At 54.1% G+C, this 20128-nt stretch carries 22 protein-coding genes and 1 other RNA gene; 8 read left to right on the top strand and 15 right to left on the bottom strand.

The features are described 5' to 3' along the window. Nucleotides 1-51: 51 nt before the first annotated feature. The 3 genes from ACZF99_RS08560 to ACZF99_RS08550 are packed head-to-tail and all read right to left on the bottom strand — an operon-like array spanning nt 52 to nt 2493. Complete coding sequence (locus ACZF99_RS08560) at nt 52-543, bottom strand: DUF309 domain-containing protein (RefSeq protein WP_483610822.1); 492 nt, start codon at nt 541-543, stop codon at nt 52-54. Next, nucleotides 533-1348, bottom strand: coding sequence for a GTP diphosphokinase (gene yjbM, locus ACZF99_RS08555; protein ID WP_483610820.1), 816 nt, complete (start codon nt 1346-1348; stop codon nt 533-535). Before yjbM ends, ACZF99_RS08560 begins: the two co-directional genes overlap by 11 nt. A gap of 50 nt (nt 1349-1398) precedes the next feature. Next, a complete protein-coding gene (locus ACZF99_RS08550) occupies nt 1399-2493 on the bottom strand; it encodes a quinone-dependent dihydroorotate dehydrogenase (RefSeq protein ID WP_483610818.1) in 1095 nt (364 codons plus the stop codon). Nucleotides 2494-2695: 202 nt separating this feature from the next. Between ACZF99_RS08550 and ACZF99_RS08545 the strand changes: the two genes are divergently transcribed. Beyond that, a complete protein-coding gene (locus ACZF99_RS08545; protein ID WP_483610816.1) occupies nt 2696-2827 on the top strand; it encodes a hypothetical protein in 132 nt (43 codons plus the stop codon). 1 nt (nt 2828) lies between these two features. Here the strand turns inward: ACZF99_RS08545 and ACZF99_RS08540 are convergent, their stop codons facing one another. Then, complete coding sequence (locus ACZF99_RS08540) at nt 2829-4271, bottom strand: L,D-transpeptidase family protein (protein WP_483610814.1); 1443 nt, start codon at nt 4269-4271, stop codon at nt 2829-2831. 339 nt (nt 4272-4610) lie between these two features. Between ACZF99_RS08540 and ACZF99_RS08535 the strand changes: the two genes are divergently transcribed. Further along, complete coding sequence (locus tag ACZF99_RS08535) at nt 4611-5513, top strand: transposase (RefSeq protein ID WP_483610812.1); 903 nt, start codon at nt 4611-4613, stop codon at nt 5511-5513. A 680-nt stretch (nt 5514-6193) separates the two neighbouring features. On the opposite strand, the gene ACZF99_RS08530 is transcribed toward ACZF99_RS08535, so the two are convergent. Both ACZF99_RS08530 and ACZF99_RS08525 read right to left on the bottom strand, forming a co-directional pair. Then, nucleotides 6194-6436: a ferredoxin gene (locus tag ACZF99_RS08530; protein ID WP_068786375.1), complete on the bottom strand. Its 243-nt coding sequence runs from the start codon at nt 6434-6436 to the stop codon at nt 6194-6196. A gap of 136 nt (nt 6437-6572) precedes the next feature. Continuing rightward, nucleotides 6573-7892 (bottom strand): DNA polymerase IV, encoded by a 1320-nt coding sequence (locus ACZF99_RS08525; RefSeq protein WP_483610810.1) that lies wholly within the window; start codon nt 7890-7892, stop codon nt 6573-6575. Nucleotides 7893-8069: 177 nt separating this feature from the next. Here ACZF99_RS08525 and cimA point away from each other — a divergent pair, with 177 nt between their 5' ends. Continuing rightward, nucleotides 8070-9689, top strand: a complete 1620-nt coding sequence (gene cimA / locus ACZF99_RS08520; RefSeq protein WP_483610808.1) for a citramalate synthase — start codon at nt 8070-8072, stop codon at nt 9687-9689. 71 nt (nt 9690-9760) lie between these two features. Here the strand turns inward: cimA and ACZF99_RS08515 are convergent, their stop codons facing one another. After that, the gene (locus ACZF99_RS08515) at nt 9761-10339 is read right to left on the bottom strand and encodes a TlpA family protein disulfide reductase (protein ID WP_483610806.1); all 579 of its coding nucleotides are present in this window, start codon (nt 10337-10339) and stop codon (nt 9761-9763) included. Between the two features lie 142 nt (nt 10340-10481). Here ACZF99_RS08515 and ACZF99_RS08510 point away from each other — a divergent pair, with 142 nt between their 5' ends. Further along, nucleotides 10482-10949: a M67 family metallopeptidase gene (locus tag ACZF99_RS08510; protein WP_483610804.1), complete on the top strand. Its 468-nt coding sequence runs from the start codon at nt 10482-10484 to the stop codon at nt 10947-10949. Nucleotides 10950-10974: 25 nt separating this feature from the next. On the opposite strand, the gene ACZF99_RS08505 is transcribed toward ACZF99_RS08510, so the two are convergent. Genes ACZF99_RS08505 through ACZF99_RS08495 form a run of 3 tightly spaced genes read right to left on the bottom strand, consistent with a single transcriptional unit; the run spans nt 10975 to nt 14230 of the window. Continuing rightward, on the bottom strand, nt 10975-11712 hold the full coding sequence (locus ACZF99_RS08505; protein WP_483612611.1) for an exonuclease domain-containing protein: 738 nt from the start codon (nt 11710-11712) through the stop codon (nt 10975-10977). Beyond that, a complete protein-coding gene (locus ACZF99_RS08500) occupies nt 11709-12800 on the bottom strand; it encodes a DUF294 nucleotidyltransferase-like domain-containing protein (protein WP_483610802.1) in 1092 nt (363 codons plus the stop codon). The genes ACZF99_RS08505 and ACZF99_RS08500 overlap by 4 nt, the downstream gene beginning before the upstream one ends. Nucleotides 12801-12829: 29 nt before the next feature. Then, complete coding sequence (locus ACZF99_RS08495; protein ID WP_483610800.1) at nt 12830-14230, bottom strand: ammonium transporter; 1401 nt, start codon at nt 14228-14230, stop codon at nt 12830-12832. A gap of 310 nt (nt 14231-14540) precedes the next feature. On the opposite strand from ACZF99_RS08495, the gene ACZF99_RS08490 reads away from it, so the two are divergent. After that, nucleotides 14541-14948: a helix-turn-helix domain-containing protein gene (locus ACZF99_RS08490; RefSeq protein ID WP_483610798.1), complete on the top strand. Its 408-nt coding sequence runs from the start codon at nt 14541-14543 to the stop codon at nt 14946-14948. Nucleotides 14949-15012: 64 nt separating this feature from the next. Then, a complete protein-coding gene (locus ACZF99_RS08485) occupies nt 15013-15693 on the top strand; it encodes a zinc metallopeptidase (protein ID WP_483610796.1) in 681 nt (226 codons plus the stop codon). A gap of 109 nt (nt 15694-15802) precedes the next feature. Here the strand turns inward: ACZF99_RS08485 and gltC are convergent, their stop codons facing one another. Together gltC and ACZF99_RS08475 are read right to left on the bottom strand one after the other, a co-directional pair. Further along, the gene (gene gltC, locus ACZF99_RS08480) at nt 15803-16714 is read right to left on the bottom strand and encodes a glutamate biosynthesis transcriptional regulator GltC (protein ID WP_483610794.1); all 912 of its coding nucleotides are present in this window, start codon (nt 16712-16714) and stop codon (nt 15803-15805) included. Between the two features lie 105 nt (nt 16715-16819). Next, on the bottom strand, nt 16820-17434 hold the full coding sequence (locus ACZF99_RS08475; RefSeq protein WP_483610792.1) for a rhomboid family intramembrane serine protease: 615 nt from the start codon (nt 17432-17434) through the stop codon (nt 16820-16822). A 109-nt stretch (nt 17435-17543) separates the two neighbouring features. Between ACZF99_RS08475 and tpx the strand changes: the two genes are divergently transcribed. Continuing rightward, nucleotides 17544-18065, top strand: a complete 522-nt coding sequence (gene tpx / locus ACZF99_RS08470) for a thiol peroxidase (RefSeq protein WP_483610790.1) — start codon at nt 17544-17546, stop codon at nt 18063-18065. Nucleotides 18066-18138: 73 nt separating this feature from the next. On the opposite strand, the gene ACZF99_RS08465 is transcribed toward tpx, so the two are convergent. The 3 genes from ACZF99_RS08465 to ACZF99_RS08455 form a co-directional block, all read right to left on the bottom strand. Beyond that, the gene (locus ACZF99_RS08465) at nt 18139-18537 is read right to left on the bottom strand and encodes a DUF1499 domain-containing protein (RefSeq protein ID WP_483610788.1); all 399 of its coding nucleotides are present in this window, start codon (nt 18535-18537) and stop codon (nt 18139-18141) included. Between the two features lie 180 nt (nt 18538-18717). Beyond that, nucleotides 18718-18907: non-coding RNA, 6S RNA (gene ssrS / locus ACZF99_RS08460), on the bottom strand. A 75-nt stretch (nt 18908-18982) separates the two neighbouring features. After that, nucleotides 18983-19789 carry a YesL family protein gene (locus ACZF99_RS08455; RefSeq protein WP_483610786.1) on the bottom strand — a complete coding sequence of 269 codons (807 nt, stop codon included), beginning with the start codon at nt 19787-19789 and terminating at the stop codon, nt 18983-18985. Between the two features lie 187 nt (nt 19790-19976). Between ACZF99_RS08455 and ACZF99_RS08450 the strand changes: the two genes are divergently transcribed. Next, nucleotides 19977-20078 (top strand): sporulation protein YjcZ, encoded by a 102-nt coding sequence (locus ACZF99_RS08450; RefSeq protein ID WP_082691542.1) that lies wholly within the window; start codon nt 19977-19979, stop codon nt 20076-20078. The last annotated feature ends 50 nt before the right edge of the window (nt 20079-20128 follow it).

Raw genomic sequence — 20128 nt, 5'->3', positions numbered from 1 at the left:
CTTCATGCCGCAAAACGCCCGCCTCCCCAACACCGGGGGGGCGGGCCGAAATCAGCCTTGCTGACGTGATTCCCGCTGCGCAAGCTTCTGTTGTCGTTCCTCATGCTTAGCTCCGCGCTGCGGCGTGCGCCGCTGCGGGAAATTGGGGGCAATATTCTCCGACGCTGCTGCAACCGCGCGTACCAGCTCCGGGTCCAGCATACGGATCGTCAGATCGTAATAGGCAAACGCCTGCTTTCCTCCGTCGTCCAACTTCCTGACGTACACTTCGGTGTCCCGACGCAGCTTCCCCAGATCGATGCCGAGCGTCTGTTCCGGGTACGCGGACAACCGGTCTAGTGCGGACAGCAGCATCTTCCGCCCCCCGGACAAGTTGCCGCGCCGCGCATGAAACAGGCCGACGGCGATCTGCAGCAGCCCTTTGTACAGCGGATCACGCCCCCGCTCCAGCCACAGCTCTTCAAGCACCTCATGGCACTCGAAGTAGTCGCGGTCCCGGTTGAAGTACACTAGGTACGCCACAAACAGCGGCTCATAACTCATCCCCGGGCTCCTCCACTTTTTTGTGCTGCTTGATGAGGCCTTTCACTTCACCCATCAGTTGCTTCAGCCCCTCGAAATCCTTCGCTTCCCACAGCCGGTTGAACCGCTCCTGGGCCTCAATCGCTTCGGAAACCAGATGGTAAAAGTATAACTGATGAATCGACGTAAGCACCGAGGATACGATGTTGGAGTCGTCCTCGAAGCTCTTCTGCGCGGCCAATATCTCCTGCCGGATGCTGGACATCTCGTTGTCGAGCACGAACGCGGCTTCAGCGGCCTTTTTGAGGCGGCCCCGCATCTCCTCGGGGAGGCTTTCCCGGTACTTGTAGTTCAAGGAATGCTCGATCGTCGCCCAGAAATTCATCGCCAGCGTGCGAATCTGGATTTCCGCCAGCACTTGCTTTTGGCCGAGCGCGGTTTGCACCGGATATTCCACGATCATATGAAAGCTGCGATAACCGCTTTCTTTATAATTGGTAATATAGTCTTTTTCGTATAATACCTTGAGGTCCTTGCGCATTCGAATGTATTCCGCCACCCGGCGGATATCCTCCACGAACTGGCACATGATGCGAATGCCGGCGATATCCTCGATCCCGGTTTCCAGATCCTCCAAAGCCACGTTCAAACGTTTCGCCTTGTCCAGGATGCTGGATATTTTCTTGACCCGCCCGGTCACGAATTCGATCGGCGCATATTCTTCGCGTTTTTTCAATTCGGAGCGCATCGTCTTGAATTTGACCTTCAGCTCCTCCACGGCTTGTTCATATGGAAGCAAAAATGTTCCCCAATCTCTATTGTCCATCCTTGTGCCTCCTGTCTTCTGTCCCCCCGGCTTGATTTCAGCCGGTCCGCTTAACGATGGTCCGCCCCGACCGCCTCGGGAATATGGCGATATCCGTCCCGCCGCAGCAGTTCCCGCAGTCCGCGGTGCAGCTTGCGATTGATTTCCGGCCCCTCGTAAATCAGCGCGGTGTAGATTTCAACCAGGCTGGCGCCGGCCCGGATTTTGGCGTAGGCATCGTCCGCCGTAAAAATCCCGCCCGACCCGATGATCGGCAACTGACCGCCCGTTTGCCGATAGACGCGGGAGATGATCTCCGTCGATCGCGCGCCAAGCGGCTTGCCGCTCAAGCCTCCGGCTTCCCGAGCGTTCGGGTGCGTAATCCCTTCCCGGGACAACGTCGTGTTCGTGGCGATCAATCCGGAGACCCCGCTGTTTCGGATCGTATCGACCATAAATTCCAGCTCGTCAAAGCTGACGTCCGGCGCGATTTTGACCAGCACCGCCTTCGATTTCCCGTGCCGCTCCGCCTCGGCCGCCATTCGGTCCGTCACGGCGGCCAGCAGCGAAGCGAGCTCGTTTCCATGCTGCAATTTACGCAGGTCCGGCGTATTTGGTGAACTGATGTTCACGACGAAAAAATCGGCGTATTCGTATAAAGCCGAAATGCATTTCTCATAATCGCGAAAAGCTTCTTCGTTTGGCGTCGTTTTATTCTTGCCGATGTTGACGGCAATCGGAATCGGACGCCGCGTCAGCGCCTGCAGCCGCTTCGCCATCTCCTCCGTCCCGCGGTTGTTGAATCCCATCCGGTTAATCAGCGCCTCCTCGGGAGGCAGGCGGAACAACCGGGGCCGGTCGTTGCCGGGTTGCCCCAGCGGGGTCACCGTGCCGACTTCCATAAATCCAAATCCGATCGCGGAAAAACCCGGCACCGCATCGGCATTTTTATCAAGACCGGCAGCTAATCCCACCGGGGAAGGAAAATGAATTCCGAATAATTCCGTCGCCAGCTCCGGCGATTCCGGCACGCCGTACATCCCGCGCAAAATTGGAATCATTCCGGGGATGGCAGCGGCAGTATGTAATCCATCGATAACAAGATGATGGGCATTCTCCGGATCCATCCGGAAAAACACCGGTTTTCCCAATGCGCGATACAACACGTTTTTACGTTCACTCCGATCTTACGCTTTGCATGAATTTGCTATTCTCAGTTTAGCCGTTTCCGTTGGAAAAGAAAAGTTTAACCTAATTGGTATGTGAAAGAAGCAACAAGGTGATGGAATTTTGCGATGAAAGCCATTACAATAAGGGAGAAAGCACCTCCAATATCGCTTAAGACTAGGTTAGAGAGGGGAAATATCCATGTCAACCAAACGCAAACCGCCTACACTCCAGCAAAAAAAGGACAAAGTCAACAAGAAAGCGCTCATCTGGTCGATATCCATCGTTGCCGCGCTCGTCATCGTGACTGCCGTCCTTTTGATCGTAACCTAAACTAGTCCAGCCAATGGTATGTGCGGTGGGGATTGGTCTGATCCTGTCTGTCGCCCAGGGCGAAACGCTCCGCCGGGACGTTGTTCAGCTTCGGCAATATCCCCTTCCCGATCCTCACCTTCGTTCCCTTTGGAACAAGATCGAACAGCTCCTCTACGTCCTTCCGGCCCATCCGAATGCAGCCGAGCGACTCGTCCTTCCCGATGCTGTCCGGCTCGTTCGTTCCGTGAATCGCGTAATTCGTATCCGACAGCTGCATGCCGCGGCTGCCAAACTCCCCGTCATCCTTCCCATTTGGGTTCACCACTTTCTCCGAAATGGCAAACGTGCCCTCCGGCGTCCGCTCGCCGCCAAGCCCAACCGGATAACTCCGAATCAATACATTTCCGCTGACCACCGCCAGTACATGCTCCTTCGTATCGACGATAATTTCATACGGCTCGGCAAAAAACGGCCGCTGCCCCGGAGCCATTCCCTCCGCCAAGGCCGTGGTAAGCACGCCGCTCGGCTTCTGCGAGGATAAAACCGAGCCGTCAAGCTGCGCAAGCAGCGGGTCAAACGCCTGCACCATCGTCGGATCGGTCCCGGCGATCCAGTTGTCGGGGTACGGCCCGGCCAGATCCTGCAGGCTGGCAGGCCAGGTCCCCTTAGCCTGCTTGTAATGGATCATCGCCGAAGCCAGCGTGCCCAGCGATTCCTGCTGGGGAATCCACTCCCGCGCGCGCTGCTGCAGCGCGGCCGGATCCGGCGGCGTGCACTCGCATGCCGCCGGATCATAGGCTTGGAGCGTCGTCCGGCCATCGTCCGGACTTTGCTCCAAGCCGAACACGACGGGCAGGTCGTCCGACCAGACCAGCCAGTCGCCGGCCCGCTCCATGCCAAGCGCCGCGGCATGGAGCGGGGGAACGGCGGTTTGCCGCTGCAGCGCGAGCAAACCGCCCACGGCCTCCGCCTGCGTCCCGGCGGGATCGCGGCCGTAGCCGATGGCGGTGAACGCCGGCCCCGTGAAGGCCGGCGCCGCCGGAGGAGGGCCTCCGCCCGCCGGGTCCGCCGCGGGCTCCGGCACTTCGGCCGGCGCCTCCCCAGGATCGGCGCCGACCGACACGGGTACCGTCGCCTGCCGATCCCCCGGCGCATGGGCCGAAGGAATCCACATCAGCAGTGCGATCAGCAGCGCCAGGCTGAATTTTCGCATGAAGCGGCTCCGCTTCTCCCGCCGGTGCGTCTCCTTCATCAGCCCTTCCTTATAACCGGACAGCACCTCCTCCGGCAGCGGGATTTTGCTGGATTCGAACGCTTCGTACACGTTCCCCGCTTGAATATAGCAGTACTGTGCTTTCCCGGCTTGCCCGCTCGCTTCGTATTCCTTGCCGAGCAAATACCAGGCCATTTTATTGTTCGGGTGGTTTTCCACGTATTTTTTGAGATATGCTGAGTTCCCCATCTTTTCCTCCGTACAGGGTGGTCAAAAAATCGCCATTATTTACTTACTATATCGGCAGAGAGCGCAGCGATTCTAACTTGAAATTCGCCAAATCCGCAATTTTGCTACTTAATACCTAACAGGTCCCAAAGCGAGCATTCGTATCTTTGTGTCGTTGGTGGATTGGTGTCTTTTGCCCCACGCTTTGCATGATTATCCCCTTCGATCAGGAAACTATTGAGAAAAAAATGATAGGGCTCAGGCAAAATTCAAGCTTGAAAAGGGAACGCGTGTTTGGTATAATCCAATTAAAGGGAACCCATGTATGCCACTTTTGTTCTTTTGAAGGAGGAATCGGACATGGAAGTCAATGCCGAAACGGTGCTGCAATCAATCAGCAGTCGTTTTCATAGCGAGGAGGATTGCATGGAGGCGCTGATCGCGATGAAGTGGCCAAACGGTTTTGTCTGCCCGCGCTGCGCTCATACTGGGTGCAGCCGTCTGACCTCCCGTCGCATTCCCTTGTTCGAATGCGCAAAGTGCGCGCATCAAACGTCGGCTTTGGTCGGCACAATATTTGAAGGAACCCATCTGCCCTTGTTGAAGTGGTTTCAGGCTCTGGAGTTGTTCCTGCTGCCCGACGGCATCTCGGCGATGCGGCTGTGCCAGGTGATCCGGGTCACCTACAAGACCGCCTGGCTGATGCTTCAGAAAATACGCCATGCCATCGGAGAGTTCGATGCCCGGGAACTGCTCAAAGGGGACGTGAAGGTAAACAGCGATCTGTATGGATGCAATCCGCACCGATATCAGTTTCCGCATCCGTATGCCACGGCGGTCGTAGCGGGGTGCACCGTGACGGAATCGGGCGAGCCCGAGCACGTCAAGATCCACCTGTTGCCGCAGAAGAGAGGAGAAGGACAAAGGGCTAACCGTCGCGAACTCGCTTCGTTCATCACCGAACATGTGGAGGTTCGTACATCTGCGGTACAGTCGTTTCCTCTGGCCTATCGGCTGTATTTGCCCTTGCGGAAAGTGGTGCGTGAGGCATGGAAATCGCTGACGAGTACCTATGTATCCTTGGGAGCAAAGCATTTGCAGGCGTACCTGAACGAGTACACCGTGCGTCGGCGTCTGCGCCTGTCTGGAGCGCAAGAGACGATGCGCCGGAAATTGCTGCGCATGTGTGCGGCGACACCGGCGATCCCTTACCGTCAACTGGTCGCACACCAAGCGAATCTCCCCCTTGCGGCTGCGGCCTGATCACGGTGCTTGAACGAAGTTTGCTTGATCCATTCATTTCGTTTCGTTTAATTTAATCGCGCGGCGAACATTAACTGTACGGCATTGCAACAAACGGAAGGGGGCTGATTACAGTTTCCTCGTTCCACCGCACCGTACTTTAACCTTATCCTACCCGCGGGTCTGTTTCGCATCTCCAAAACCCAAAACTCGCTTCTTTAACTCCCCCTTTCATCTTACTCAAACATTTCTATCTACTAACTCGAAACTTTCGATCTACTTACCCGTACTTTTCTATCTACCATAAAAGACGCTCTCCTTCTCGCAAGACATACACTCTCTCTTCCCATAAAGACCTTCCCTCTTCACACCAAGTATGATCTTCTTCATTAAAATTAAGTTCCTTAATAAAGTTATAAAGTTCCTTAAATAAGGATCCTCCAGCTTGTCGTTTTATCCACTGCCAACAAGAACCTGATCAAACGGGATAATCGCGTAAAGAGAGGGGACGAGACAAGGGGCAGGGGAACGGGCCAGCGGAACGGGGCAGCGGAACGAGACACAGCAGACCGAGAACAGCGGACTGGGACAACGGAGCGGGGCAGCGGAGGGCGAGGCATGCAGCTTGGGCAAAAAAAGAGCACCCCGCAATACAGCGTTGGGCGCTCCTTGTTCCAGTTATTCTAAAGTTTAGCCTTCTTTTAGCCTTCTTTATTGAACGGCTCATCCGCAATTTTGATGGAGTCCGTCGGGCAGCCGTCGCAAGCGTCCTGGAGATCGTCGTACAAATCTTCCGGAATCTCCGTAACCCCGCGATTGCCGTCTTCGCCGTAAATGACTTCGGCCAAACCCTCATCGTCATAATCGTAGATATCCGGTGCCGTCGCGCCGCAAGCGCCACAAGCGATGCAAGTGTCTTTCTCAACCCAAGTATATTTCGCCATCTTATCTGCCTCCTGAATAAACGGTACGAGTCCGGTGTTTTTTATATCACCATGACCAATATAATATAAATAGTTTACAATTTCAATGCGTTTTCCGTATTATTCCAATTCCAAAACGTGATCAATCCATGACTGATCAGGGGCCTTCCGCATCGTCCCGGTTCTCGCGAAGGAAGTCCGTCTGCAGCGATGTCCCGCGAATCCGATGATTGCGGATCAAAGCCGACGGATCGTCGGTCAGCATGCCGGCCGTCAGTACTGCGTCTTCGCCGAACTTGTCTCTTAGCATGTCCATCGTGCGCGTCAGCGACTCTTTTTTGGGCTGGCGTTCGTATTCGAACAAATCCAACTGCAGCGCGGACTCTTCTTTGGGAACCAAATTTTGCAGCGTAATCCCAAGCAGACGAACCGGCTTGTCTTCGCTCCAATGGCGGCGGTACAACTCGCGGGCTTCACGGTAGATTTCCTCCGCCTGCTCGGTCACCGTATCCAGGCTCTGCGAGCGGGTGATCGTCTTCATGTCCGGGGTGCGGATCGTAATCTGGATCGTTTGCGCCATAAGGTTTTGCCGCCGCAGCCGCCGCGCTACCTGGTCGGCGATGTTCAACAGCACCCGCTGCACATCCTCCATCCGGCTAATGTCGCGCGGAAGCGTTGTTGTATGGCCGATGGACTTGTTTTTTTCGCGTTCATCGCTAACCGGCGATTCGTCGATCCCGTTCGCTGCCCGCTTCATCCAGGAACCGGCCACCCCAAAGCGTTCGATCAGCTTTCGTTCATCCGCGGCCGCAAGCTGCCCGATCGTATAAATCCGCATTGTCTTCAGCTTATCGGCCGTCTTCCTTCCGATGCCGAACAGATCGCTGCACGGTTTATCCCAAAGCAGCTTAGGCACGTCGCGTATGCGCAAGACGGTAATGCCGTTGGGCTTCTTCATGTCCGAAGCCATCTTGGCGAGCAGCTTGTTCGGGGCGATCCCGATTGAGCAGGGGAGGCCCAGTTCGTGACGAATCCGCCGCTGGATTTCGTTCGCGATCTCGAGCGGGGTTCCGAATTGCTTGGAACCGGTGATATCCAGATAACATTCGTCAATCGAAACAGCCTGGAGGAGCGGCGTGTATTCATACGCGATGTCCATGAACGCCCTGGAATACTTGCGGTACAGGTGGAAGTCCGGCTGGATGACGATGAGCTCGGGACATTTCTTCAGCCCCTGGCTGACGGTCATCCCGGTTGAAACCCCCATTTTGCGCGCGGTATACGAGCAGGTGACGATCACGCCTTTGCGCATCTCCACACTTCCGGCTACCGCAGTGGGGCGGTTCAGGTATTTGCCGGGTTCTTCCGCCTCATGAACCGAGCAATAAAAAGCGTTCATGTCGACGTGCAAAACGACCCTTCCCCGTACAGGGTAAAAATCGGCGGTATCTTTCACTTTCTTCCCCTCGTTTATCATACGTTACTCTTAAGTTCAGCATACCTTTCCCCGCAGAGCCGGTCAATATGAGCCCGTCCCCTTTCGCAAAAAAGCGTGTTATATTTAAAATGTAGGTGTTATAATTATTAATTAAAAACCAAACATGCAGTGAGAGCTAACCACCCTCATCCATTGCTAAAGGGGGATACTTCGATCATGTCAAAGCCTATATCCATCTTCGACACAACCTTGCGCGACGGTACACAGGGCGAGGGCATCAGCCTTTCGGCGGACGACAAGCTGAAGATCGCCAAAAAGCTGGACCTGCTCGGAGTCCATTACATTGAAGGTGGAATTCCGGGCAGCAACGGGAAAGACATCGAGTTTTTCAAGCGGGTCAAGGAACTGCACCTGCAGGCCAAGATTACCGCTTTTGGCAGCACGCGCCGGAAAGACAGCTTGGCCGAACATGACGCCAATCTAAACCGGATGGTGGAAGCTGGCGTCCAGGCGGCGACCCTGGTCGGGAAATCTTGGGATTTCCACGTGCATACCGCCCTGCAAACGACCCTGGAGGAAAACCTCGCGATGATTTTCGATTCGATCGCTTATCTGAAGCGCCAGGGGCTTGAGGTCGTATTTGACGCCGAGCATTTTTTTGACGGGTACAAAAACAACCCCGAATACGCTTTTTCCGTCATGCGCAAAGCGCAGGAAGCCGGTGCCGACTGGCTGGTGATGTGCGACACGAACGGCGGCACGATGCCGCATGAGGTCTACGATATCGTCAGTGCATTGTTGGGAGCGATCCCCGGCGCTCAGCTGGGCATCCATACCCATAACGACTGCGAGCTGGCGGTCGCCAACTCGATTAGCGCCGTCCGCGCCGGAGCTACGCAAATCCAGGGCACGATGAACGGATACGGCGAGCGCTGCGGCAATGCCAACCTCTGCTCGATCATCCCGAATCTGCAGTTGAAGCTGGGTTACGACGTGCTTGAAGCCGATCGGTTAAAGCAGTTGACGAATACCGCCCGCTACATCAGCGAAATCGCCAATGTGCATATGCCGGTCAACCAGCCGTACGTAGGGAACGCGGCGTTCGCCCACAAAGGCGGCATTCATGTCTCCGCGATCCTTCGCGATTCGCGGACGTACGAGCATATCGCTCCCGAGCTGGTCGGCAACCGCCAGCGCGTGCTCGTGTCCGAATTGGCGGGACAAAGCAATATTTTGTCCAAAGCGCAGGAGATGGGTATCGACTTCGATCCCGAAAACGAAAACACCAAGCAGGTCATCGCCAAAATCAAAGAGCTGGAGCATCAGGGATATCAATTCGAAGGCGCGGACGCGTCGCTTGAGCTGCTGCTGCGCCAGGCGAATGGCGATCTGAAAGAACTGTTCGTGTTCGAATCGTTTAAAATGCTGGTGGAGAAAACCGCCGACCGGCCGGTCGTATCCGAAGCTTTCGTCAAGCTGAGGATTGACGGGGCCAGCATCTATACCGCAGCGGAGGGCAACGGTCCGGTTAACGCGCTCGACAATGCGCTCCGCAAAGCGCTGATCACCTATTACCCGGGCTTGAAGGAAATGCATCTGTCCGACTACAAAGTGCGCGTGCTGGACGACAAAGACGCCACCGCATCGAAGGTTCGCGTACTGATCGAGTCCCAGGATTTCCATAATTCCTGGAACACTGTCGGCGTCTCTAGCAACGTGATCGAAGCGAGCTGGGAAGCGCTCGTCGACAGTATCCGTTACGCCTTGCTGGGGCAAACGAAACGCGAAGATTACGAAGAAATTCCTTCCGCCGGTTGGGGATTGGTCAACCATTAATATTAAATAACCGCCGTAAGCAAGCAGGCCCGAATCACCGTGTGACGTGGTGATTCGGGCCTTTGTTCGCGTTAAATCAAGCCTTTGATTTTGGCTTCGAGTTCCTCCGGCGGAATGACTCCAACAATCACGTCCCGTATAACGCCTTGTTCGTCGATCAGCACGTTGGTCGGGAAAGCAATGCCATTAAATTTACGGTAAACCTCCTCTTTCTCATCCAATAGCACGGGAAAGGTATAGCCGTATTTTTTGACGAACGCCTTAGCCTCATCCAGCTTGTCGTATAACGTTACGTTAACGGCATAAATATCCAGCGAATCCTTGTATTTCTCAGCAAGCGCCTTAAGCTCGGGCGCTTCATCCTTGCAAGGATCGCACCAAGAAGCCCAAAAGTTCAGCAGCAGCACTTTGTCCCGCTTGCCGCCGACTTCATACGTCTTCCCGTCCAGGCCCGGCAACGAAAAAGCCGGTGCTGCCGTTCCGGGTTTGGGCGCTCCCTGCGCCGCCAGCGCGCTGATGGAAGGTTCGTTGCCCTTCCCTTTAGAGCCCGCGAAGACGTCCGCAAACCAGCCTTCCTGCCCGCCCCGATCCAGCAAGGCGACAGCCAGCAGCAGCAACAGCGCAGCGATTATCCATCGATTTCGTTTCATCCCGTGTCCATCCTTTGTAGGTCTGCAAATGGTTTTAAGATTACGTTTACCGTAAATATTGTACCCTTTTTTAACGATTTGTTACAATGGATCGAGAAAAAGGTCTGCCATGAATCTCAATTCAATGACGGGAGCTGGCCATATGGATCAGGTTTGGATATTGCCTCCGGCCATTCGGGACGAGTTGCTGCGGGACGGATTTCAACGTCATCCGCATGAAGCGTGCGGCCTGCTATTCGGAACGTTCGACGGCCGCACCGGAATCATCGAGCGTTATCTTTCCGTGACCAATCTTTCCGAGGCACCGCTGCATGCCTTCGAATTGGACCCCGCCGTCTGGGTCCGAAGCTGCTTCGATCGGCAGTTGATCGGCCTTTACCATACCCACCCCGGCTCGCCGCCGCTGCCTTCGCCGGAGGATCTGCGGCAGTTGCCGAACTTCGCCGCCCAAATTCGCCTCTACTTGATAGGCGGCCGGCCGAGTCCGACAAACGATAAGCCGCCCGGCAGACCGGGCGGCTTCAGTATTCAAGCGTATGGCATTCAATCCGATGGCGGGAATTACTCCCTCCTCCCCGTAAAGCTTCGGGAAGAACAGGACGGAGAATAAGTTCAAACTGCGATTGCGGCGAAAGTTACGTTTTGCTCAAAAAGGTGTACAGATCGCCCAAAGTCAAAACGTCCTGCTCCTTCAACCGATCAATTAACGCCGTCCACAGACGAGCGGTCATCTTGGAGTCCTCCAGCGCGTGATGGCGCCGGGTGACCGGAATGCCATATACCGCCAACCATTCGTCCAGCCCGCCCGAAATGCGGCGGTCCGGTTCCAATTTGCGGGCGATCATCATCGTATCCAACACCCGGTGCCCGAGATGGGCCTTGGTTGTTTTCCATAACGCCACGTCCAGAAAGGCTTTATCGTGTGCGCTGCCGTGTGCGACGAGCACCCGGTCATCGACGAAAGCCATGAATTCGCGCAGTGCCTCCAGCAGCGTAGGGGCGGACTGGACCATCTCCGACGTAATCCCGGTTAATTCGATGATCCCTTCGGGAATTTGGCAAGCCGGTTTGGCGAGCGAATAATACACTTCTTCGCTGATCCGATCCCCCTCCACCTTGACGGCTCCAAAGGACAAAATTTCATCACCATAATGGTAATGAAATCCTGTTGTCTCCAGGTCGAAGACCGCCGTTTTCAATTCAGTCAGCGGAACATGAAGCGTCTCCGGACGACGCTGCCCTTTGGTCAAAGAACGAACGAATGCGATCTGCTGTGCGCTTGGCGCGCCAAGCATCGAGGCGATCCTTGGCGACACTCCGCCGCCCTTGAAAGCATCCCAAAAACCACCGTTTCCCTTCATCGGTTCTTTCATAGCCATTTCCTTTCCGCATACCGGTGCAGCCTTTGAAGTGTGCGGTACATCACCTTGACCGTGCCGAGAGATTCCCGCAGCTCGCGCCGGAGCTCTTTCTGTTTTAACATCTCTTGGGGCAGATAGTGGGTCCCCGTCAACAGCCCGTTTTCGGTTTCCGGCGGGACAAGGGATCTGAGCTTCACCGCCGTCTCGAACGCCCGACTGCAGGATTCCAACCAGCGGCTGGGAACCGCCTCAAGCTGAACCAATTGGGCAATCCGTTCCCAGGTGGACGAGGATTCCACCCCGTATTGCAAAGCCAAATAACGCACGGCATTGACGATCGGAATGTACAGCCCGTACTTGACGTCAAAATCTCCGGCATGTTCGCCGCTTTGTTCCGTGATCACCTGGCCCAGAATATTCAGCGCCGCTTTATGACGGACGGTATTTCGCAGGATCGCCGTCACGACGTCGCGATCGCTGCCTTGATTCGCCTCCATGATCTTCTTCATGGAGTTGCGCAATTCGGCCGACAGCTTCGCATCGCCGCAGATATGGCGCATATCGGCGGCAATCATTAAATACCGGACCTGTTCCCAGGCCAATATATCCCGCCATTCCAGCAATTGCCTCTCCCATGAAGCGAGATTCCCGCGCCAAAGCGGATTGGACAACATTACATTGCCAGGACAAGGGGGGTAACCGACCCGTTCGAGAATCTCCGACAGCTTGCGGCTAAAGCGCTCAAAGTAGGCCTCCAACCGCTCCGGATCGCCTTCTCCGTAGATCAATCCGTTGTCCTGGTCGCTCCATAACGTCGGTTCCGCCCGGCCTGCGCTCCCAAAAGCAATAAAGGCATAATGCGAAGGAGGAGGGCCGAAGCCCTCCCGGATTAAATCTTCTTCGCAGCATCGGCAAGCTTGGGTCATGACGGCATCATGGAGGTCCGAGACTTCCCGGTTCCACGCCTGAATCGGCATCGACGACAGCTTGCCGTACAAGCGGTTCTGCTCATCGATTCTGGCCGCCTTCAGCAGACCGGGAGTCGCGGCAGACCGAATCGCGCTTAAGCTTGCGTTGTTCATGGCCGTGTCATGACTCATAACCCCTACTTCCTTTCTTCCGTCTTCAATTATTCGGCAGGAATGCCGGATGAAGTATTTTTGTTCAACAGGTTCATTTGTTCCGGATAGCCATAGGTGCCATGCTCACTGATGTCGAGACCCATGGTTTCTTCTTCCTCGGTAACGCGCAGACCCATCGTCCATTTCATAATTCCGAGAATCAGGAACGACAGCACCAGGACGAAGGCGAAGGTTCCGATAACCCCAAGCAGTTGTACCCCCAATTGCCCAAAGCCACCGCCGTAAAACAATCCTGCGTCGCCCACGCCCGTTTTCTCAACCAACTCCGGCGTTGCGAACAAACCGGTGGAAATGGCGCCCCATACCCCGGCAATCCCGTGTACGGAGAAAGCGTAGATCGGATCGTCCAATCCGGCGCGTTCAAACCATCTTGCCGTAAAGAAGGTCAGAATACCGGCAACCGCACCGATAATGACGGCTGCCCAAGCATCAACGAAAGCACAAGAGCCAGTGATGGCTACAAGTGCAGCCAAAACGCCGTTCAGCATACTCGGAATGTCCGATTTGCCGATAACCGCCCAGGAAATGAGCAGTGCGGCAACGGCACCGGCCGCTGCGGCCAGGTTGGTCGTCATCAAGACATAACCGAAGAATCCGTCGCCCAAAGGAGTCAATGCACTCCCCGGGTTGAAACCGAACCAGCCGATCCACAGGATAATGACGCCGAGTACCGTCAGCACTTGGTTATGACCCGGAATGCTGTTTGGTTTCCCGTCCTTATTGTATTTGCCAAGACGCGGTTTAAGCAAAATAGTGGCTGCGAGAGCCGCCGTAGCGCCAGTAAGGTGAACTACCGTCGAACCGGCGTAGTCCTGCATCCCCAGGTTGCCAAGCCAGCCGCCGCCCCATACCCAGTGAGCGACGATGGGATAAATCAGAACGATAAAGATGGTGCCGAAGATGATATAGACGCTAAGTTTGGCGCGTTCCGCCATCCCGCCGCAAGCGATCGCCAGCGAAACGGCCGCAAACGCCATTTGGAACAGGAACATCAGATTCAACGGGACGCCGATCTCGGCGAATACGCTGAAGGAACCGATATCGCCTTCACCGCCAAACAGAAAGCCGGTCGTCCCCAGGAAGCTGTTGCCGTCACCGAAAGCGAACCCGAAGCCGATCAGCCACCAAGCTAGAACGGAAATCCCCAATGTGAGGACCGTTTTGCCGGCTACGTGCCCGGCGTTCTTCATCCGTACCGTCCCTGCTTCAAGCAAAGCGAAACCGGCTTGCATAAAGAATACCAACATGGCTGCAACGAATACGAAAAGCGAATTCAGGCCCAACTCCAGGACCGGAGCCGTAACCTCTCCCTCCGCTGCGAATACCGAGACCGGAAAAGCAAATGATGCGAGAAAAATGAGTACACCGTAAAGCCACTTCTTCTTCATCTTTAACACTCCCCTAATGTTAAGTTTCCTTACACAAAATGAATTATTAATGTGATTATAAGACGAAATACAAGGGGATGACAATAGTTTTTTGAAAAAAAAGTAGATCGTTCGCATATTATATAACATATTATGTTAGATATATAACCAGACTGTCCTATAGTTACTAGAAAAAATAAAGCATAACGTTTGACTGTATGCTTGTTGTTAAGTATCATGAGGATAAATAAAATAGATATTGAAGGAATCACTTGGATCAGGCGAAAGAGGTGATGGAGTTGGAGTAAAGAAACTGTACCGGATCGGAGAATTGGCTAAAGCTGCCGACGTCAGTGAGCGGACGATCGATTATTACACCAAGCTCGGGCTTATCGCTCCGGTGAAGCGCACGCAGAAGAACTATCGTTTATACAGCGCTGAAACCTTGACCCGGCTGGAACGTATTAATCAAATGAAACAGGAGAAATATACGTTGGAAGAGATCCGCGAGAAGCTGGATCAGTGGAACCGGATAACCCACGAGGATCAAGTGACCGAGAAGCTGAGTTCGCTGGAGCTTCATATGCAACAGCTGGAACGCGAGGTGAAGGAACTGGAACCGCTCATTTCCAGTATGCAGCCTAATCAGGCCAAACGCGCATTCGCGAATCTGTTGCCGCAAAGCCTGGCCTGCATGGAAGCCATTCGGTTGTTGATGAACCACGGACCTTTTTCCTAACTTGTATTTCTAATCAACCTCTGTTCGCTTCCTTGACAATTAAATCTTAATGGAGGAATGATTCATGTATTCAGACGTGATGTTGATCCCTATATTGCTTGCCTTCGGGCTCTCCCTGTGGGCGCAGTTTCGGGTCAAAGGCACTTTCAACAAATGGTCGAAGGTATCGAACCTCTACGGCTTAACCGGCCATGACGCCGCAAGACGCATGCTCGACGCCAACGGCCTTTACGATGTCCCGATCGAGCCGGTGCGCGGCGCTTTGACGGACCATTACGATCCGATTCACCGCGTCGTCCGCTTGTCGGAGCCGGTGTACTACGAGAGCTCCATCTCCGCGGTCGCCGTTGCCTGCCACGAGGTAGGACACGCAATCCAGCACAAACAGAAATACCCGATGCTGGTACTGCGCCATCGGATGTTCCCGGTGGTGAATTTCGCATCCGGGATCGCCCCTTTCTTGCTCTTGGCCGGCTTTCTCTTCGGCGCGCTGAACCTGATCGGCATCGGGATTATCTTCTTCTCGGCCGCCGTCTTGTTCCAGATCGTCACGCTGCCGGTTGAATTTAACGCCAGCAGCCGGGCCCGCAAGGTAATGCTCGAACAGGGCTTTATTTCGCCGAACGAATCGCGCGGAGTCGGTAAAGTGCTGAATGCCGCGGCTTTAACTTATGTAGCGGCCGCTTTGATCTCCATTCTGGAACTGCTGCGCTACATTCTGATTTTTACGAGCAACCGCGAATAATCGGCAGAACGCCAAAAAGGCTGCACGGTTCCCGAGCCCCTCGGCTCGGGATCGTGCAGCCTTTTTGCGGTTCATCGCCTAGAACGCAAACGGTTACATCTTTATTCGCTCACTGCTTCGGCGGCGTATCGACCTGTAGGCCAAAGTATTCCAACAAGAACATACGGAACGATTGCGCCACCAGCGGCAGCTTCTCGTCTGCGCGATGGATCAAACCGATCGTGCGCGTGACCTTCGGTTCGGAGATTCGCACGCGGATCGGCTGAAGCGTGAAGCTCTGAAACAGCGCCATCTCCGGGAGCAGGCTGACGCCCATCCCGGCGGCAACCAGGCCGCGAATCGTATCGGTCTCTTCGCCTTCGAAAGCGATTTTCGGCGTAAACCCCGCCTCCAGGCAGGCATGCCAAACGATCGGCCGCAGCGAATACCCTTTGCTGAACAAAATGAACTTCTCGTCCTTCAATTGGTTCAGCTTGATGCTTTGCTCACCGGCCAAAGGATGACCCGGCGGGAGGATCGCCACCAAATCCTCCGTCAAAACCACGTTCCCGGTCACTTGATCATGATTTTCCGGAAACGGGGAAATAAAGGCCAAATCGATTTCCCCGGACACGACATCGCGAATTAATGTAGGATAAGTGCCTTGTCTGAAACGAAACTTCACGTTGGGGTACAGCTTGCGGAACTCCGCCACGACGCTGGGAATCATATGGATGCCTAAACTGTTCGGAAATCCTAAACGGATTTCCCCCTGCTCCGGATCGAGAAATTCGTGCACTTCGCTCACGGCCCGGTCAAGATCCTTCAGAATCATCTCCACCCGGCTGCAGAACAGCTGTCCGACAGCGGTGAGATGGAGATTCCTGCCCTTCTGCATAAACAAATTGACGCCAAGCTCCTGCTCGAGCTGGTGAATTTGCCGGCTTACCGCCGATTGGGCGACGTGCAGCTCCTCGGCCGCCTGAGTCACGTGCTCTTTTTTCGCCACTTTCACAAAATATTGCAGTTGTCTTAATTCCACGAATCTGATCGCTCCATTTCGCCTGTGCTCCGAACATCGAACATCGAACATTACACAGTCAAGCCTAATATTCTAAATTTAATGTACCATTTACATTCCTTTGGTTCAACGCCGTTTTAATAAGCGGATGATCAGCCCATAGATAAAGAAGCCGCCAACGAGTCCGCCAAGATGCGCGGCCAGGTTGATCTGGGGAACCAATACCGAATAGATCACGCCGATGATCAACAGGCTGTACAGCGTTTTTCGCGAGCTTTCATCCATCACGTGACGCTGCAGCAAGGCGATGTACAGAAATGCGCCATAAACCCCGTAGACGGCGCCTGACGCCCCGACGGAGATATGAATCTCCGTACCGACGGGATGGAGTCCCATGCTAATCAGGTTCCCCACCAAGCCGCTGCCCAAATAGAGCAGTCCATACCGCCACCAGCCCAGCAGACGCTCCAGCGGGGGCGCGAACACCAGGATCGCAAATGCGTTCGAAAATAGGTGGTCGAACCCCCGGTGAAGAAACATGGAGGCGAACAACCGCCAACTCTCGCCGGCTAACTCCGGAATATTGGTCATGGCTCCGTACTTAAGCAGCGTATACGGATTCGTCGAACCCCCGGTGACCGCAAGTACGATGAACATAATGATATTGGCGGCCAAGAGCAGGCAAGTCACGGGATAGTACCGCAGGTAGCTTTTCCAGTTTTCATATCGTATAAATATCATCGGAACCTTCCTTTGTCTTTGTTTTTTTCCTGATGTTGGACATTTTCTTTTTAAAACGATTATAATTAAATTTGAATGAATAAATCCATCTATTTAGGAGGAAATACACATGGCCCAAGAACGCGCAAACGCAGCAACATTTAAAGGCAATCCGATCACCTTGATCGGTCCGGAACTCAAAGTCGGCGATACCGCACCCGATTTCCGCTTGAATAAAAATCTGCTCGAAGAAGCAACCCTGCAGGATTTCGCTGGCAAAATCAAGCTGATCAGCGTCGTTCCCTCGCTGGATACGGGCGTCTGCGACGCGCAAACCCGCCGCTTCAACCAGGAGGCCGCCGGCCTTGGCGACGACGTGATCGTGCTGACCGTCAGCGCCGACCTTCCTTTTGCCCAAGCCCGCTGGTGCGGCGCCGCCGGCGTCGACCGGGTCGTCACCTTGTCGGATTACAAAGACAACTCCTTCGGCAAAGCCTATGGCGTGCTCATCAAAGAGTTCGCACTCGACATGCGTGCCGTGTTTGTGCTGGATAAAGACAACAAAATCCAATACGTGGAAGTATTGAAGGAAATGACCGAGCATCCGGATTACGAAAAACCGGTGGCTGCCGTTAAAGCGCTGCTTTCCTAAACGCCGGGCACAAACGAAAAGCGAGTGGGAGAAGCTTCTCCCTGCTCGCTTTTTTGGCGTTGCCTAACGGATGTTACAAGTTCGAGGACACTTTATAAGCCGCCAGCTTCTTGTCCAGCACGGAGAAGAGATGAAGGATGTTGCGGTAATTCGCGCCGAGGTCCCCCATCGATCCGCGCGTCGCCGAATAAATGTCGATCGCACTCCGTACCGGGCCGGTAGATACGATCGATACCGTAATATCCATCACGCGTCCTAAGCTGGTCCGCTTCTCCAGCGTAATTTCGCCGACGGACGGCACTTCATGCAGCACCTTATAGCCGGGGATTTTCTTTAGGGTGGAGGAAACCTCCTCCCAGCATTTCTCTTTGGATAATTGATAATACCTGGTTTTGAGTTCGGGCATCTTCGCGCGGTCGCTGGTTCCTTCCTGGCTGCGGAAAATGCCGGTTAGCGTTCTCTTGAATGACAACGGTCCTTCCTCCTTCACGGTCCTGGCCCCATGGATATGGGTATGCGTTTTCTTACTTCTTAGTTTAACATTCTTGGCGAACAAACAAAAGCGAGCCTGAGCATTTCGGCGCAAACAAAAAAGCACCTTGTCCCTTATCGCTTAACGAAAAGGGCACAAGGTGCCATTCACATGCTTGATCATAGACCCGCCTATGCCGTCCGATTACGTCATCTCGAACCTGCACCCGCAGGTGGGTGACCGCAGCGACGATTTTGAAGTCCCCTCATCCCGTGGATAGGGCCTTTCAGCGGCGGCGCAATGTAGGTCTCCCGAGATAACCGTCATTGGTTCAAAATAACTGAAACCGAAACGCACATCGCAGGACGTAAACCTATTATACGGCTTCGTTAAGCAATTGTAAACTCGCCGGGCAAGGAAGATCACGGCAAACCGGGCCTTAGGATCAATCCTTTTCTTTCTCTTCGCTCGCGGGAAGGTCAAGGGACAGATCCTCGTCGTCCTGTGCGGAACCGCCGCCATTTTGCGCCTCATCGGACTGGCGCATCCGTTCCACCTTCTCCTGGATCTTGTTGTAAGCGATAAAGAAATTGTAGAACGCGACGAAAGCGGTCAAGCTGCCGAAGCCGAAGAAAATCAGCCAACCGAAACGCAGGGTCAAAACTCCAAGCACCCCCGCGCAAATCAGCGTGGACAACGTCCGGAACGGCCGCAGGATCGTAAACAGGATGGCGTTCTTAATCAGTTGAATCGAGCCCAGGTGGTAATGCGCAACAAGCGAAAAGAAGTTAAACAGCGACAGGGACAGGATCAGCAGGAAGAACAGCATCACCATGCCGATCATCTGCAGATTGTTCATCTGGTTCATGTAGACTTCATAATCCACGTACATAATCGCGAACAAGAGCGTATAAAAGATGCCGCCGATCATGCTTTGCTTATAGTTTTCTTTGTAACCTTTGAAATAAACCTTAATAATGCTTAAATCGCTCTCCCCCATCACCCATTTGCGGGTCACGGAGAATAAAGCGGCCGTTGCCGGAAACAGTGTAAACGGTGCCAAAATGCCCATAACCCAAATCGTCAACGTCTCCGGCTGAGGGGTTGGCGATTGCAGCACCAGCAGCAGCTTCATCGCAAGCACGATCATAAACGGCGATGAACACAGCAGCCACAACAGGTTGCTGCCGGCGATCCGCATGATCCATTCGGTTATTTTGTAAAATCCGCCCATTAAACCTTTGTATTCCAAGTAAAGATCTCCTCTCAAGCATTGTATAGTGCAATAATTCCGCCTATATTAACTATACATGATTCGTTCAGCTCGTTCCAGCGCCTAATTTGTGCCGCCATAGGTAAGCGTCTAATCTAAGGGGGCCCCTGTGCCATAGTATATACCGTAAATTCAAAACATCACCATCATCAAAGGAGGTTGTCACATGTCCGGTGTAGGATATGGCGGAGGTTTCTGGACCTCTACGGGTACGATTCTGGTATTGTTCATTCTGCTCGTTATCGTGAGCCGTACGATCCTTCTGTAACTGAATAAAAAATGAAGAAGACGGAGATCCCTCCGTCTTCTTTTTTTGGA

It is taken from the genome of Paenibacillus sp. JL3B1040, from assembly GCF_057063165.1.
Note: the sequence above shows the minus strand (reverse complement) of the source record. Positions and strands in the feature narration are given on the sequence as shown.